This window comes from Micromonospora sp. NPDC018662 (assembly GCF_044391475.1).
GTDB lineage: Bacteria > Actinomycetota > Actinomycetes > Mycobacteriales > Micromonosporaceae > Micromonospora.
Genome location: NZ_JBISAC010000001.1, coordinates 847608 through 862983 on the forward strand (window position 1 = coordinate 847608; position 15376 = coordinate 862983).

General features: G+C 74.3%; 16 protein-coding genes. 9 read left to right on the forward strand and 7 right to left on the reverse strand.

Annotation, left to right across the window (positions count from 1 at the left end; translation table 11 throughout):
- Window positions 1-168: 168 nt before the first annotated feature.
- The 3 genes from ACH495_RS04180 to ACH495_RS04190 all read right to left on the reverse strand — a co-directional run bounded on the left by ACH495_RS04180 (window position 169) and on the right by ACH495_RS04190 (window position 4677).
- Window positions 169-1203 carry a 2-oxoacid:ferredoxin oxidoreductase subunit beta gene (locus ACH495_RS04180; RefSeq protein WP_396856275.1) on the reverse strand — a complete coding sequence of 345 codons (1035 nt, stop codon included), beginning with the start codon at window positions 1201-1203 and terminating at the stop codon, window positions 169-171.
- Entirely contained in the window at window positions 1196-3043 is a 1848-nt protein-coding gene (locus ACH495_RS04185; RefSeq protein WP_396856276.1) for a 2-oxoacid:acceptor oxidoreductase subunit alpha, read from the reverse strand. The genes ACH495_RS04180 and ACH495_RS04185 overlap by 8 nt, the downstream gene beginning before the upstream one ends.
- A 197-nt stretch (window positions 3044-3240) precedes the next feature.
- Window positions 3241-4677: a hypothetical protein gene (locus ACH495_RS04190; protein ID WP_396856277.1), complete on the reverse strand. Its 1437-nt coding sequence runs from the start codon at window positions 4675-4677 to the stop codon at window positions 3241-3243.
- 127 nt (window positions 4678-4804) lie between these two features.
- Between ACH495_RS04190 and ndhC the strand changes: the two genes are divergently transcribed.
- Window positions 4805-5182, forward strand: a complete 378-nt coding sequence (ndhC, locus tag ACH495_RS04195) for an NADH-quinone oxidoreductase subunit A (RefSeq protein WP_396856278.1) — start codon at window positions 4805-4807, stop codon at window positions 5180-5182.
- A 2-nt stretch (window positions 5183-5184) separates the two neighbouring features.
- Here ndhC and folP read toward each other — a convergent pair whose 3' ends face one another.
- Window positions 5185-6054 carry a dihydropteroate synthase gene (folP, locus tag ACH495_RS04200; RefSeq protein WP_396856279.1) on the reverse strand — a complete coding sequence of 290 codons (870 nt, stop codon included), beginning with the start codon at window positions 6052-6054 and terminating at the stop codon, window positions 5185-5187.
- Between the two features lie 465 nt (window positions 6055-6519).
- Between folP and ACH495_RS04205 the strand changes: the two genes are divergently transcribed.
- The 4 genes from ACH495_RS04205 to ACH495_RS04220 are packed head-to-tail and all read left to right on the forward strand — an operon-like array spanning window position 6520 to window position 9021.
- Window positions 6520-7248, forward strand: coding sequence for a DivIVA domain-containing protein (locus ACH495_RS04205; RefSeq protein WP_396856280.1), 729 nt, complete (start codon window positions 6520-6522; stop codon window positions 7246-7248).
- Window positions 7245-7742 (forward strand): SRPBCC family protein, encoded by a 498-nt coding sequence (locus ACH495_RS04210; protein ID WP_396856281.1) that lies wholly within the window; start codon window positions 7245-7247, stop codon window positions 7740-7742. Before ACH495_RS04205 ends, ACH495_RS04210 begins: the two co-directional genes overlap by 4 nt.
- A 45-nt stretch (window positions 7743-7787) precedes the next feature.
- A complete protein-coding gene (locus tag ACH495_RS04215; RefSeq protein WP_396856282.1) occupies window positions 7788-8372 on the forward strand; it encodes a DNA-3-methyladenine glycosylase I in 585 nt (194 codons plus the stop codon).
- A gap of 25 nt (window positions 8373-8397) precedes the next feature.
- Entirely contained in the window at window positions 8398-9021 is a 624-nt protein-coding gene (locus ACH495_RS04220; RefSeq protein WP_396856283.1) for a hypothetical protein, read from the forward strand.
- A 3-nt stretch (window positions 9022-9024) separates the two neighbouring features.
- Here ACH495_RS04220 and ACH495_RS04225 read toward each other — a convergent pair whose 3' ends face one another.
- The gene (locus ACH495_RS04225; RefSeq protein ID WP_396856284.1) at window positions 9025-9816 is read right to left on the reverse strand and encodes an enoyl-CoA hydratase/isomerase family protein; all 792 of its coding nucleotides are present in this window, start codon (window positions 9814-9816) and stop codon (window positions 9025-9027) included.
- 4 nt (window positions 9817-9820) lie between these two features.
- A complete protein-coding gene (locus ACH495_RS04230) occupies window positions 9821-10639 on the reverse strand; it encodes a PaaX family transcriptional regulator C-terminal domain-containing protein (RefSeq protein ID WP_396856285.1) in 819 nt (272 codons plus the stop codon).
- A gap of 189 nt (window positions 10640-10828) precedes the next feature.
- Here ACH495_RS04230 and ACH495_RS04235 point away from each other — a divergent pair, with 189 nt between their 5' ends.
- The gene (locus ACH495_RS04235) at window positions 10829-10996 is read left to right on the forward strand and encodes a DUF3117 domain-containing protein (protein WP_013283866.1); all 168 of its coding nucleotides are present in this window, start codon (window positions 10829-10831) and stop codon (window positions 10994-10996) included.
- Window positions 10997-11141: 145 nt separating this feature from the next.
- Window positions 11142-12602, forward strand: coding sequence for a leucyl aminopeptidase family protein (locus tag ACH495_RS04240; protein WP_396856286.1), 1461 nt, complete (start codon window positions 11142-11144; stop codon window positions 12600-12602).
- A gap of 10 nt (window positions 12603-12612) precedes the next feature.
- Here ACH495_RS04240 and ACH495_RS04245 read toward each other — a convergent pair whose 3' ends face one another.
- On the reverse strand, window positions 12613-13185 hold the full coding sequence (locus ACH495_RS04245; RefSeq protein WP_396856519.1) for an O-methyltransferase: 573 nt from the start codon (window positions 13183-13185) through the stop codon (window positions 12613-12615).
- A gap of 292 nt (window positions 13186-13477) precedes the next feature.
- Here ACH495_RS04245 and ACH495_RS04250 point away from each other — a divergent pair, with 292 nt between their 5' ends.
- Complete coding sequence (locus ACH495_RS04250) at window positions 13478-14785, forward strand: S1C family serine protease (RefSeq protein ID WP_396856287.1); 1308 nt, start codon at window positions 13478-13480, stop codon at window positions 14783-14785.
- A 72-nt stretch (window positions 14786-14857) separates the two neighbouring features.
- Complete coding sequence (locus ACH495_RS04255; RefSeq protein WP_396856288.1) at window positions 14858-15289, forward strand: preprotein translocase subunit TatB; 432 nt, start codon at window positions 14858-14860, stop codon at window positions 15287-15289.
- Window positions 15290-15376: the final 87 nt, after the last annotated feature.

Here is a 15376-nt window from a genome sequence, read left to right on the forward strand (position 1 = left end):
GGGGGGCGTGCGCCCCGGTGCCCGGGGCCCGCGCGGGGGGGGGGCGGGGGGGGGCCCGGGGGGGGGGGGGGGGGGGGGGGGGGGCCGCGGGCCCCCCCCCCCCCGGGGGGGGGGCCCCCCCCCGGGGGCCCCCCCCCCCCCGCTCGAATGCGCGGATCAGGTGCGGAGCTACATGATCGTCCAGGTGTCGCCGCTGCCGAGCAACGCCGAGAGCTGCTGCTCCGGGGTCTGGTCGACGCTCGCCCGCGCGGTGGCGACCTGCTCCTGCACCACGCTGTCGTAGGAGGGCCGGTCCACCGACCGGAACACCCCGAGCGGCGTGTTGCGCAGGTCCGGCCCGGGCAGCCGGGACAGCGCGAACGCGTACGCCGGGTCGGCGACCGTGACGTCGTGCACCACGATCTGCTCCGCCGGCGTGGCAGCGGTCTCCCGCACCTCCAGCCCGAAGCCGCCCGGCGGGTGGACGACGCAGAACTGCCCCTCGGAGCCGAACGTGATCGGCTGCCCGTGCTCCAGCCGGATCAGGAAGTCGTCCCGGGTGGCCGGCTCCTTCAGCGGCTCGAACGCGCCGTCGTTGAAGATGTTGCAGTTCTGGTAGATCTCCACGAACGCCGAGCCCTGGTGCTCGGCGGCGGCCCGCAGCACCGACTGGAGGTGCTTGCGGTCCGAGTCGAGCGTCCGGGCCACGAACGTCGCCTCGGCGCCGAGCGCCAGCGACAGCGGGTTGAACGGGGCGTCCGCGGAGCCGACCGGCGTCGACTTGGTGATCTTGCCGACCTCGGAGGTGGGCGAGTACTGGCCCTTGGTCAGCCCGTAGATGCGGTTGTTGAACAGCAGGATCTTCAGGTTGACGTTGCGGCGCAGCGCGTGGATCAGGTGGTTGCCGCCGATGGAGAGCGCGTCGCCGTCACCGGTGACCACCCAGACCGACAGGTCCGGCCGGGACACCGACAGGCCGGTGGCGATCGCCGGGGCACGGCCGTGGATCGAGTGCATGCCGTACGTGTTCATGTAGTACGGGAAGCGGGACGAACAGCCGATGCCCGAGACGAAGACGATGTTCTCCCGGGGGATGTTCAGCTCCGGCATGAAGCCCTGCACGGCGGCCAGGACGGCGTAGTCGCCGCAGCCGGGGCACCAGCGCACCTCCTGGTCGGACTTGAAGTCCTTGGCGGTGAGCTTCAGGGCGACGGGCTCAGACATTCTTCAGGACCTCTTCCAGCATCGTCTCCAGCTCCGCGGCGGTGAACGGCAGCCCGCGGACCTGGTTGTAGCCGATCGCGTCGACCAGGTACTTCGCCCGGATCACGTGGGCGAGCTGGCCGAGGTTCATCTCGGGCACGACCACCCGGTCGTAGGAGCGCAGCACCTCACCGAGGTTGGCCGGCATCGGGGCCAGGTGCCGCAGGTGCGCCTGGGCCACCGGCAGCCCGCGCTGGCGCAGCCCCCGGCAGGCCGCGCCGATCGGGCCGTACGTCGAGCCCCAGCCGAGCACCAGCACCCGGGCGTCGCCGTCCGGGTCCTCGACCTCGATGTCCGGCACCGGGATGGTCTCGATCCGGGCCGCCCGGGTCCGCACCATGAAGTCGTGGTTCGTCGGGTCGTACGAGATGTCGCCGGTCTTGTCGGCCTTCTCCAGGCCGCCGATCCGGTGCTCCAGCCCCGGCGTGCCGGGCACCGCCCACGGGCGGGCCAGCGTCTGCGGGTCGCGCAGGTAGGGCAGGAACGTGGCGCCGTCCTCGCCGTTGGGCCGGGTGGCGAACTCGACCCGCAGGTCGGGCAGGGACTCCACGTCCGGCAGCAGCCACGGCTCGGAGCCGTTGGCCACGTAGTTGTCGGAGAGCAGGATGACCGGGGTGCGGTAGGTCAGCGCGATCCGCGCCGCCTCCAGCGCGGCGTGGAAGCAGTCCGACGGGGACTTCGGCGCGATCACCGCGACCGGGGCCTCACCGTGCCGGCCGTACAGGGCCATGTTCAGGTCGGCCTGCTCGGTCTTCGTCGGCATCCCGGTGGACGGCCCGGCCCGCTGCACGTCGACGATGACCAGCGGCAGCTCCAGCGCCACCGCCAGGGAGATCGTCTCGCTCTTCAGCGCCACGCCCGGGCCGCTGGTGGTGGTGATGCCGAGCGACCCGCCGTACGAGGCGCCCAGCGCCGCGCCGACCGCGGCGATCTCGTCCTCGGCCTGCATGGTGACCACGCCGAACTTCTTGTGCTTGCTCAGCTCGTGCAGGATGTCCGAGGCCGGGGTGATCGGGTACGCGCCGAGGAACACCGGCAGCCCGGAGCGCACCCCGGCGGCCACCAGGCCCAGCGACAGCGCCGCGTTGCCGGTGATGTTGCGGTAGGTGCCGGGCAGCATCTTCGCCGGCTTGACCTCGTACCGGACGGAGAAGTCCTCGGTGGTCTCACCGAAGTTCCAGCCGGCCCGGAACGCGGCCACGTTCGCCGCCACCAGCTCGGGCCGGCGGGCGAACTTGCGCTCCAGGAACCGCAACGTGGACTCGTACGGGCGGGAGTACATCCAGCTCAGCAGCCCGAGCGCGAACATGTTCTTGGCCCGCTCGGCGTCCTTCTTGGACACCTCCAGCTCGGCCAGCGCGCCGACCGTCATCGAGGTGAGCGCGACCGGGTGCACCGCGTAGCCGGCGAGCGAGTCGTCGTCCAGCGGGCTGGTCGCGTAGCCGACCTTGGCCAGGTTGCGGCGGGTGAACTCGTCGGTGTTGACGATGATGTCCGCCCCGCGGGGCAGGTCGGCCAGGTTGGCCTTGAGCGCGGCCGGGTTCATCGCCACCAGCACGTTCGGCGCGTCGCCGGGGGTGAGGATGTCGTAGTCGGCGAAGTGCACCTGGAAGCTCGACACGCCCGGCAGCGTGCCGGCGGGCGCGCGGATCTCGGCCGGGAAGTTGGGCAACGTGGAGATGTCGTTGCCCAACTGTGCCGTCTCCGAGGTGAACCGGTCGCCGGTGAGCTGCATGCCGTCGCCGGAGTCGCCGGCGAACCGGATGACCACCCGGTCCAGTTGACGGATCTGCTTGGTCACGCCCGCACCTCGCTTCGCTGAGCGCCGTCGCCCTCGCCGACGCGGCCCGCTCCGTTTCTCACCGTCAGAGCCTACGTCGGACGGTTAGGGCCACCTTGGTGCAGGTCCGACGGGTGAGACCCGGCCGGGCCGCTGTATGCCCCGCTTCATGGCGTTTAGTACCGCCGACCGTAATCCAGATCACCGCGCCGGGCGGCTCACCGCTCCGAGGTCGGCCCCGGCACGCTGATGTCGCTGCGGCGCCGCAGCGAACGGGTGGCCAGGGTCAGCGCGAACACGACCAGCAGCGCCGACATGATGATCAGCGCGATCGCGATCCCCCGCGCCGGGCCGTCGTCGGAATCGGACCGGTTGGCGGCGGCCAGCACACCCTGGGAGCCGGTCGGCGTGGGCGCACCGGCCAACGGCGTGGCCTGCGCCGCCGCCGCCCTGATCCGGAAGCTCATCTGCACCTGCCGGTCCCGGCCGCTGCGCGGGTCCAACCGGCCGATCACCGCGCCGGCGAGCGGGGCCATGCGCTGGGCCTCCGCCGACGCGGCCACCGGCAGGCGCAGGGTCGCGGTCCGGCCGGCCGGCAGCGTGCCCAGCTCGCACCGGGTACGGTCCGGGGCCACCGGGGCGCAGCCGGTCCCCGCCTCGCCCACCGTCACCCCGGCCGGGAGGAGCACCTCCACCCGACCGGCGGCGTCCACCTTGCCGGTGTTGCCCAGCCGTACGGTGAGCGTGCTCGGCGCGCCGCTGATGTCGAACAGGATCTCGTCGGCGCGGAGCGAGATGCCGGGCACCGGCGGACCCGGCGGGAAGAGCACCGCGAAGCCCTCGTCGTCGTACGCCGCACCGGTGACCCCCGGCGCGACGGCGGTGACCTGGACCGATCCGCTCAGCGGCATGGTCCGCCAGGCGTCCCCGGCGACCCGGACCCGGATGGTGGCGCTGAACCGGGCGCCGGGCGGGACGGTCCACCCGCCGCAGCGGTGGTTGCCGCCGCCGCCGACGACGCAGCCCGGCGTGCCGCCGTCCACCAGCCCGGCCGGCAACGTGTAGCCGAGGCTGATCTCCTCCTCGCGTCCACCGGTGTTGGTGACCGTCACCCGCAGCGTGGCCACCGTGCTGTCGGCGTTCCAGTAGGCCGGCGTCAGCACCAGGTCGTCCGTGCTGACCTGCACACCCAGCGGCCCGCCGGCCGGCTGGGTGGGCGGCGGCGGCGGGGGCTGGACGGGCGGCACGACCGGCGGCGGGGCCGGCGCGGTGGTGGTGGCCGGTGCGGTGGTGGCCGGCGCCGGCGGCGCCGTGGTGGTGGGCGGGGCCGGTGCGGTGGTGACCGGCGGCGGGGGCGTGGTGGGCGGCGGGGCCTCCTCCGTGGGCGGCGCCGTGGTCGGGGCCGGTGCGGTGGTGGTCGCGTCGCCGGTCGGCGTCGGTTCGGTCGGGTCGCCGTCGGGGTCGCCGCCCGGGTCGCCCGGCGGGCCCGGGGCGGCCACCCGGACCACCCCGGCCGCGGCGGCGGGCGCGATCACGGCCCACCCCGGCGCCACCACGGCGACCGCCGCGACGCCGGCGATCAGCGCGGGCGCGAACAGCGCGAGGGTACGGCGCGGCGTGACCCGCTGGGCAGGCCGGACGCGGGGGCGGGTCATCTGTCCTCCGGGACGTGTCAACGGGGTCTCATTATTCGGGGACGGTTGCCCTCCGGCACTAGTCCCGTCAGGAAACGAATTCGTAACGTGTCCGAGACGTCTCGACGGGACCGGTACGCTCCGGGTCGTGACCGGATATCTCGGCTCGTACGCCACGCTCGGTCTGCTGCTGCTCGCCGCCGTGCTCTTCTTCGTGACGGCGTTCTCGGCGAACCGGATGTTACGTCCGGCCCGACCGGCGGAGCCGTGGGGCAAGCGGGCCACGTACGAGTGCGGTCTCGACCCGGTCGGCGGCGACTGGGCCCAGATGCAGATCCGCTACTACGTCTACGCCTATCTCTACGTCCTCTTCGCGGTGGAGGCGGTCTTCCTCTTCCCGTGGGCGCTGGTCTTCGACCGGCCCGGGTTCGGGGCGACCACGGTGGTGGAGATGGGCGTCTTCGTGGCGATCGTGGCGCTCGGCATCCTCTACGCCTGGCGGCGCGGCGTCCTGCGCTGGGCCTGACCCTAGGCCAGCCCACGCCGGGTCGCCGCCGGCGGCCGGTCCCCCCGGATCGACGCCACCATGTCCAGCACCCGGCGGGTCGCGCGGACCTGGTGGGCGCGGAACACCCGGGCGCCGAGCCAGGCCGAGACCGCGGTGGCGGCCAGCGTCCCCTCCAGCCGTTCGGGCACCGGCAGGTCCAGCGTCTCGCCGATGAAGTCCTTGTTCGACAGCGCCACCAGCAGCGGCCAGCCGGTGCCGGTCAGCTCGGCCAGCCGCCGGGTGATCTCCAGCGAGTGCCGGGTGTTCTTGCCGAAGTCGTGCGCCGGGTCGATCAGGATGCCGTCCCGGCGGACCCCCAGCCCGGCGGCGCGTTCGGCCAGCCCGGTGACGGTGTCGAGCACGTCGGCCACCACGTCGTCGAAGGCCGCCCGGTGCGGCCGGGTACGCGGGGCCAGCCCGCCGGCGTGCGAGCAGACCAGCCCGGCGCCGGTCGCGGCGGCGACCCGGGCCAACGCCGGGTCGGCCCCCGACCAGGTGTCGTTGAGCAGGTCCGCGCCGGCCGCGACCGCCTCCACCGCCACCTCGGCCCGCCAGGTGTCGATCGAGACGACCACGTCGGGAAAGGCGGACCGGACCGCGGCGATGGTGTCCACCGTGCGGCGGATCTCCTCGGTCACGTCCACCTCGTCGCCGGGCCCGGCCTTCACCCCGCCGATGTCGATGATCTCCGCGCCCTCGGTCACCGCCCGCTCGACCGCCCGCAGCGCGCTGTCCTGGGCGAAGGTGGCGCCCCGGTCGAAGAACGAGTCCGGGGTGCGGTTCACGATCGCCATCACCACCAGCTCGTCCGGGGCGAAGGTCCGCCCGCCGAGCCGCAACACCCCGGTCATGCCCGCCTCCTCGCTTCCGCGCCCCTGCCGTCCGGTCACCCCGTACCACCGTCGTACCGCAGCACCGCGCCGCTCCGAGATCTTGGTACGAAACGGCCCCTCCGGGGGCACCTTCCTACCAAGATCTTCGCATTTCCCGAGATCTGGAAGATTGATCTCATCTCGCTGGAAGGGTGTCGGAGCCGGGGCAGCCCGGCGGTGGTGGCTGTCCGAGTGCGGGGCGGGCGGGTCGGAGCGCCTGCCGTTCGAGAGCAGGCCGTCCCGCGACTTCGGCGAGGTGGTGGGGTCCGGATGGCGCTGATGTCGCCACGTCGCCGAGCTGGCGCGGGGTCGGCCGGTCCGGGCCGGCCGAGTGGGTGCGCGGGTCGGTCGACGGGCTACCGGTGCCGCGCGGGCCCGCGGGTTTTGCGGACCGGAGGCCGTGGAGGGCTCGCCCGATCCGGGCCCGCGTGCCACGATCTCTGCATGGGTGAGGTTCTGCTCCTCTTGGTCGTCGCGTTGACCGTCGCGGCAGTGGTGTTCGGAGTGACGGTGCTCGTCTCCGGGCGGGATCCGGGGCTGGTGCCGGCCGAGCCGGACGGGCGGGCCGTGCCGCTGCCGGGCAGCCGTCCGCTCGACGAGTCCGACGTGACCGGCGTCCGGTTCGACACCGCGCTGCGCGGCTACCGGATGGCCCAGGTCGACGTGGCGCTCCGGCGGGCCGCCTACGACATCGGCTACAAGTCCGAGCTGATCGGCGTGCTGGAGGCCGAGAACACCGCGCTGCGGGAGGGGCGGACCGAGGAGGCCGACGCGTTGCGCCGGGCGCGCGAGGAGGCCGTCGAGGCCGGGCTCCGGGCCGACGAGCCGGCCCTCGACCCGTCGAGCGCCGGGCCGGTGACCATCGACCTGTCCGCGCCGGAACCGCCGACCGCCGCCACGCCGGCCCTCGACCGGCCCGCCGCCGAACAGCTCGCGGACGACCGGCCCGCCGCCGAGCAGCGGTTCGCGGCCGACCGGCCCGCCGGAGACCGACCGGGCGTCGGCTCGGGGGCGCCCGAGGCGGGCGTGGCGGAGGCGCCGGCCGCCGCCGCGGTCGAGGACACCACGTCCCCGGCCGGCGGGATCACCGTCGGGCCGGCCGGTGCGGGCGCGGAGGCGACGGACGCGGACGACCGGGAGCGCGGGCCGGTGGCCCGCTCGGAGCCGGCGTGACCGGCGCGGAGGGTTCCGCCGGCTTCGCCGAGGCGGCCCAGCCGGGTGCCGCCGAGGTCACCGCCACGGTGATCGTCGACGCGCCGGCGGAGCGCGTCTTCGCGGCGCTGACCGCGTGGGAACGGCAGTCGGACTGGATCCCGTTCACCACGGTCCGGGTGGTCGAGGGGGACGGCGGCGAGGGCAGCCTGGTCGAGGCCGTCACCGCGGTCGGTCCGGCCGTGCTGCGCGACGAGATGCGGGTGGTGCGCGTCGACGCGCCGTACGAGGTCGGGGTGGTGCACTGCGGCAAGCTGCTGCGCGGCCCGGGCGTGCTGCGGTGCACGCCGATGGACCGGGACCGCACCCAGGTGGTCTGGCACGAGTGGTTCCACCTGCCGGGCGGGGCGGCGGGCCGGGTGGCCTGGCCGGTGCTCTGGCCCGGCTCGAAGTTCGGCCTGACCCAGGCGCTGAAGAAGTTCGCCCGGCTGGTCGAGCAGGGCCGCCTGCCCTGACCGGCGCGCGCTGGCGTGTCGGTGGGCGGAACTACCGTGTGCGGTGTGACTGACCTGGTGACCGGCGCGGACGGGCTGCCCCGCTGCGCCTGGGGAGCGAGCACCCCCGACTACGCCGCCTACCACGACGAGGAGTGGGGCCGGCCGCTGCGCGGCGACGACGCGCTCTACGAGCGGCTCACCCTGGAGGCGTTCCAGTCCGGCCTGTCCTGGCTGACGATCCTGCGCAAGCGGCCGGCGTTCCGGCGCGCCTTCGACGGGTTCCGGATCGAGACGGTCGCCGGCTACGGCGAGGCCGAGGCGGCCCGGCTGCTGGCCGACGTCGGGATCGTCCGCAACCGGGCCAAGATCGAGGCGGCGATCGCCAACGCGCGTGCCGCACTGGAGCTGTCCGAGGGCCTCTCCGCGCTGCTCTGGTCCTACGCGCCACCACCCCGGCCGGCGCCCCCTCGCTCATTCGCCGACGTGCCGGCGCTCACCCCGGAGTCCACCGCGATGGCCAAGGCGCTCAAGAAGCGGGGCTTCCGCTTCGTCGGCCCGACCACCGCCTATGCGTTGATGCAGGCCACCGGCATGGTGGACGATCACCTCGCCGGATGCCACGCCGGCGGTGACCGGGCCGGGGTGTGACCGAGCGGCGTGATGGGATTGCGGCATGACCGACACCGAGTCACGGACGAGCGGGACGACCGACGGCGACCTCACGCCGGGTGCCTGGGCGGTGCTGCTGCCCGCCGAGCGCTACCAGGCCGAGCGGTTGGTGCACCACGACGTGCTGGAGCTGACCGGGTTGCCGGGGGCGGCCCGACCGCGCCCGGGTGACCGGGTGGCGGTGCTGATCGAGGAGCCGTTGCGGCTGGTGGCGCTCGGCCGGGTGACGCGCGCCGGCGCCGGGGGCCGGGAGGATCCGGACGACCCGCAGTCCGATGCGGCGGCCGGCGCGTTCGTGGTGACGTACACCCGGCGGGTGCTCGACGAGCCGGTGCCGGTCGACGGCCCGGCCCCGGACGGCCCGGTCGCCGCGCTCGACCCGGCGCGCTGGCGGGCGCTTGCCGACCGGATCGGTCCGCCGCCGGCCCGACGCACCTGGCTGGTCAGCCTCGACCTGCCGATCGAGGCGGCCACGCGGGCCGAGGCGGTCCGGATCTTCTGGTCCTACGTGCAGGAGCTGGGCCCGCGTGAGTTGCCGGCGTTCGTCTCGCCCTCCGGTGACGAGCTGGCCATGCAGGCGTTCGTGCTCGGCGTGGCGGCCAACCAGGACCCGGAGGAGGACGACTGAGCCTCAGCGCCCCTCGAAGACCGGCTTCTGCTTGTTGACGAAGGCCATCGTGGCGGCCCGGTGGTCGGCGGTGCCGCCGCAGATCGCCTGCGCCTGCGCCTCGGCGGCCAGCGCGTCGGCGAGCGTGCCGGCGTCCGCGATGGAGAGCTGGCGCTTGATCGCCCCGTACGCGACGGTCGGGCCGGCGGCGAGCCGGGCGGCCAGCTCCTGCGCGGCCGGGAGCACCTGCTCGTCGTCGTCCACCAGCCGGGTGAGCAGGCCCAGCCGGCAGGCGTCCTCGGCGCCGACCGGCTCGGCGAGCATCAGCAGCTCGACCGCCTTGGCGTGGCCGACCAGCCGGGGCAGCGTCCAGGAGGCGCCGGTGTCGGCGGCCAGCCCGACCCCGGCGAACGCCATCAGGAACCGGGTCTTTGGGCCGCCGATGCGGAAGTCGGCCAGGAACGCCAGCGAGGCGCCGGCCCCGGCGGCCATCCCGCGCACCGCGGCGACGACCGGCTTGGGCAGGTTGGCCAGCCGGGCGGCGATCGGGTTGTAGTGCGCCCGCACGGTGGCGAGCGGGTCGGCGTCCGCCGACTCCAGCGTCTGCACGTGCTCCCGCAGGTCCTGCCCGGCGCTGAACGAGCCGCCCGCGCCGGCCAGCACGACCGCCCGGCAGGAGCGGTCGGTCTCCAGCTCGGCCAGGGCCTCCCGGAGCGCCTCCTTGAGCGCCACGTCGAGCGAGTTCATCGCCGTCGGGCGGTTCAGCGTCAGGGTGACGACGGCGTCGGTGCGGTCGACGAGCAGCGGCTCGGTCACGAATCTAACGACCCTTCTGTCGGGCGAGGCGGTGGCTGGCGTCGAGGCACTGCTCGACGTACCGGTCGGCGGCCGGCCGGAGCCGGGCCGCGTGCCGGTCGAAGAACCCGGCCGCGCTGGTGCCCGGCCAGCGCTCGGGGAGCAGCGCCGGGGGCAACTGCGGGTCCCGGAACAGGAAGGTACGCCATGCGTGCACGAGCCGGAACCGGGCCGCGTACGCCTCCTCGTCGCTGCTGCGGACCGTCACGCCGGACAGCAGCGGCTTCTGTTCGGCGACGAAGCGCTCGTACGCCCGGCCGATCTCGGCCAGGTCCCAGGCCCGGCGGACCACGCCCATGGCGCCCGGGGTGCCGGCGGCGTGCGCGGCGGTGAACCGTTCGAAGCGCACGCCCGCCTCGGCGAGCAGCAGGTCGACGTCCTCACCCGGGCGGGTGGCCACCCAGGTGCAGTCGTCGAGCGTGCCGTAGCCGAGGAAGGTGAGGTTGGCGGCGATCCGCTGCCGGTCCCGTCGGGAGGCGGGCGCCGTGAGGACGAGAAGATCGAACCGTCCGTCCCAACTGTGCCGACCGGTCCGGTAGATCCGGGAGGCCGCCTCGTCCAGTCGACGGCCCGCTTTCGGGGTGATCGAATATCCCGGCCCGGAGGCGAGCCGGAGTGGTTCGAGCCAGCCCTGGCGGACCATCCGGGACACTGCGGTGCGTACCGCAGGTGGGGCGATCCCGAGCGGCGCCAGCAGCTTGACCAGGGCGGCGACCGGTGCACGGCCACCCCGGACGCGGAGGTGGTCGCCGTACAGGTCGAAGAGTGCCGACCGTGCCTGCATGACCGCACATTGTGACAGGCCTATCCAAGATAAGCTAGATGCTGTTACATCAATGCTGCTTCGGTTTGGGTCCGGCGGTGTTCATCAGGGAAAATCGTCTGTCGACGCCTCCGCGACGGTTGCGGGTGCGATGGCGAAGTGGCTGTGGGGAAACCCACCGACCCTGGTGTAGGTCTGAGGGGAGACAACATGGCGGCGATGAAGCCGCGGACGGGCGACGGTCCGCTGGAAGTCACCAAGGAGGGCCGGGGCATCGTCATGCGGGTCCCGCTGGAGGGTGGTGGCCGGCTCGTCGTCGAGATGACTCCCGACGAGGCCACCGCGCTCGGTGACGCGTTGAAGGCGGCCGCCGGCTGATGCGAGGAGCGGTCCGCGTGGTGATCCGCCGCGCGGGCGGTTCGTCCTACCCTGAGCCACCGGCTTGCCCGGTGGCTCAGGGCCTTCATCGGCCGGCAAGCGGCAATGCGTCCCGCTCAGAGCGTTTTCGGAGGTACGGTCCAGCGTGCTGGCCATTCGTCTGGTGAGCGGGTCCACGCGACCCGACACCCTTGTCCTGCCCGTGCGTCCCGGTGGGCCGGACGCACCGCCGGCGCTGGTCCCGACCGCCGTCGGGCCCGGTGACGACGTCCGGGCCGAGGTGGCCGCGCTGCTGCCCGCCGCCCGCCTCACCGGCGCGGCCGGCGAGGTCCGCGAACACCTGCGTCCCGGTGCCGCCCCGAGCCGCCTCTGGCTGCTCGGTGTCGGCGACGGCGACGAGGCCGGCTGGCGGTCCGCCGGGGCCGCGCTGGCCCGCGCCGCCCAGGATGAGACACAGATCACGATCTCGCTTCCCGGCGAGGCCGACGCGGCGCTGCGCGGCCTGACCGAGGGGCTGCTGCTCGGCTCCTACCGGTTCCGGCTCACCGAGGCCGGCGCGCGGCCCGCCCTGGCCCGGGTGGACGTGCTGGTGGCCGACCCGGACGCGCTCGCCGGCACGCTGGCCGCGGCCCGGGTCACCGCCGAGATGACCGGGCTGGCCCGCGACCTGACCAACACCCCGTCCTCGACCAAGCACCCGGCGTGGTTCGCCGACCAGGTGACCGACGCCGCCTCCGGCCGGCCCGACCTGCACCTGCGCGTCCGCGGCCCGGAGGAGCTGTCGGCCGAGGGCTTCGGCGGCCTCCTGGCCGTCGGCGGCGGCTCCGCCCAGGGCCCGCGCCTGGTCGAGCTGGACTGGCGGCCGGCCGGCGCGCGTACCCACGTGGTGCTGGTCGGCAAGGGCATCACGTTCGACACCGGCGGCATCTCGATCAAGCCGGTGCCGGCCATGAAGCTGATGCGCAAGGACATGGCCGGCGCCGCCGCCGTGGTCGCCGCGACGCTGGGCGCCGCCGCGCTCCGCCTCCCGGTCCGGGTCACCACGCTGGCCCCGCTGGCCGAGAACATGGTCAGCGGCTCCGCGTTCCGCCCCGGCGACGTGATCCGGCACTACGGCGGGCTGACCAGCGAGAGCACCAACTCCGACGCCGAGGGGCGGCTGGTGCTCGCCGACGCGATGGCGTACGCGGTCCGGGAGCTGCGGCCCGACCTGCTGGTCGACCTGGCCACCCTGACCGGGGCGAACGCGGTCGCCCTGGGCAAGCGGCACGCCGCGCTCTACAGCGAGAACGACGACCTGGCCGCCGACCTGCTGGCCGCGATCACCGCGGCCGGCGAGGGGGCCTGGCGGATGCCGCTCCCCGACGACTACCTGGAATACCTGGCCAGCGACATCGCCGACCTGCACAGCTCACCGGCCCGGGGCGCCGGCTCGGTGGTGGCCGCGCTCTTCCTCCGCGAGTTCACCGGCGAGCTGCGGGACCGCTGGGCGCACCTGGACATGTCCGCCCCGTCCTGGTCCGACGACGTGCACGGCGAGCTGGTCAAGGGCGCCACCGGCTGGGGCGTACGCGGGTTGCTGCGCTGGCTGGCGACGCTGGGCTGACCGGGCGGCGTCAGTTCTTCACGGCGGCGAGCAGCCCGTGGCCGACCGGCAGCAGCGCGGGCACCCAGTGCTCCGACTCGCGGATCGCCTTGATGGTCTCCCGCACCGTCACCGTCTCCACGTCCCGCGCGGCCGGATCACCGATCCGGCCGGCGGCCAGCGCGCCGTTGAGGGCGAGCACCCCGCCGGGGCGCAGCAGCCGCAGCGCCGCGTCCACGTACGCCGCGAAGCCGGTCCCCGCCGCGTCCGCGAAGACCAGGTCGTAGACGCCGTCCGCGAGACGTGGCAGCACGTCGAGCGCCCGACCGGTGATGATCCGGGTACGCCCCGGCGGGAAGCCCGCCTCCAGGAACAGCCGCCGGGCGATGCGCTGGTATTCCACCTCCACGTCGATCGTGGTGAGCACACCGTCGGGGCGCATGCCGCGCAGCAGCCACACGCCGCTGACCCCGGTGCCGGTGCCGATCTCCACCACCGCGCGGGCGTTGCCGGCGGCGGCGAGCAGCCGCAGCGCGGCACCGGCGCCGGGCGTCACCGCCTCCACGCCCACCTCGTGGGCGAGGGCGCGGGCCGTGCGCAGCACGATGTCCTCGGTGACGTACGACTCGGCGAACTGCAGCGCCTGGGCCGTCGAACCGCCGGGACCGGCGACCGTGGCGATGGGGCACCTCCTGGGGACGGGCTGGTACGAGGGGTCGGTTGGCACTGTGAGCGTAGAGCCGAGCCGGTACGCGCGCAGCCGCGAGTCGGCCGTCGGACGATCACGGGCGGCAACCCCTGACTCCACCCGGGGCATCCGTGCAATCCTGGATGGGTCCCGCGCGTCTCGGTCGTCCGGCTCCGCCGGCGTCCGGCGTGGGGCGCGTGGGACGAATGTGGGAGGCACGGACGTGACCGACGGCTGGGACTGGCGCCGGCCCGGTGGGTCCGGCGCACCGGCGGGAGGGCCGGTGCCCGGGCAGCCGCCGACGAGCGCCGGGGGTGGCACGACGTCGCTCTGGTGGTCCGACGCGCTGGCCGACCCGTGGCGGGACCCGTACGCGCCCGCGGCCGTGGTGGTCCCGGCCGCCGCGCCGACCGGGGCGGGCGAGCCCGAGCCGGTCACCGACCCGGACGTGCCGACCCGGCCGGGGCTGCGCCAGGTGGTGCTGATCTCGCTGATCACCGCGCTGCTGGCCGGCTCACTGGGCAGCGCGTTGACCTACGCCTTCCTGCGCGGCGGCGACGTGCCGACGCTGGGCGCGCAGGCCGGGCAGGCCCCGGCGCTCGCCCAGCGCAAGCCGGAGTCGCTGGCCGGCGTCGCCGAGCGGGTCCTGCCCAGCGTGGTCACCATCCGCGTGGCCAGCCTCGGCGGCACCAGCGAGGGTTCCGGCTTCGTGGTGAGCACCGACGGGCACATCGTCACCAACGACCACGTGGTCGCGGACGGCCCGGGCAAGGCCACTGTGGTCTTCCATGACGGCAGCACCGCCGCCGGCACCGTGGTCGGGCAGGATCCGGAGTCGGACATCGCGGTCATCAAGGTCGCCCGGAGCGGGCTGACGCCGGTGCAGTTCGGCGACTCGGACGCGCTCGCGGTGGGCGATCCGGTGCTCGCCATGGGCTCGCCGCTGTCGCTGGCCAACACCGTCACCGCCGGCATCGTCAGCGCGCTGGACCGCACCATGCAGGCGGGCGAGCCGGGCGGGCCGACCCGCTACTACGCAGCCATCCAGACCGACGCCGCGGTCAACCACGGCAACTCGGGCGGCCCACTGGTGGACGGGGCGGGCCGGGTGGTCGGCGTGAACTCGACGATCAAGTCGTTGGTGGCCGACGGGCAGGAGGCCGGCAACATCGGGCTCGCCTTCGCCATCCCGATCAACCAGGCCAAGCGCGTCACCGAGGAGATCATCGGCACCGGCAAGGCCCGGCGTACGGTGATCGGGGCCCAGGTCGGCGGCACCGGCGCCACCGGCGGCGGGGTGCGGCTCAACGCCGTCGAGCCGGCCGGCCCGGCGGCGGCGGCCGGATTGCGCACCGGGGACGTGGTGCTCCGGCTGGACAACCACCCGATGACCGACCCGACCGACCTGGTGGCGCTGGTGCGCAAGTACGCGCCGGGTTCGGTGGTGACGGTGGAGTACCGGCGCGGGTCGGCCCGGCAGAACACCTCGGTGACGCTCGCCGCGGATGCCAAGTGAGGACCGGCGACCCCCTCCCCGGGAGCCGCCTCTCGTGCGTAGTCTTGCCCTGGCACGGATGAGGAGGCCGGAGTGTTCGAGAACCTGAACTGGTGGGAGATCGGCGCCCTGCTGCTCCTGGCGCTGTTGATCTTCGGGGACCGGCTGCCCAACGTGATCAACGACGGCCTGCGGATGGTGCGCAACCTGCGGAACATGGCGCGGAACGCGACCGGTGACCTGAGCCGCGAGCTGGGCACCGACATTCAGCTCGAGGATCTGCATCCGAAGGCGTTCATCCGCAAGCACCTGCTCAGCGAGGAGGACGAGCAGGCGATCCGGAAGCCGTTGCAGAGCATGTACGACAACCTGCGCTCGGACGTCACCGGCGTGCACGACGAGCTGAAGGACGTGGCCAAGGCGGCGGACCTGCGCACCCCCACCCCCCGCCCGGCGGTGGCGACCCCCACCGCCACGCCCACCACCCCGCCCGCCCCCCGCCCCTCCTACGACGACGCCACCTGACCCCCGCGCACCCCAAGATCCGCGCTGATGCACGGAAAGAGTGCTCATTCCGCGCGCGATAGCCACGCTTTCCGTGAATCAGCGGGC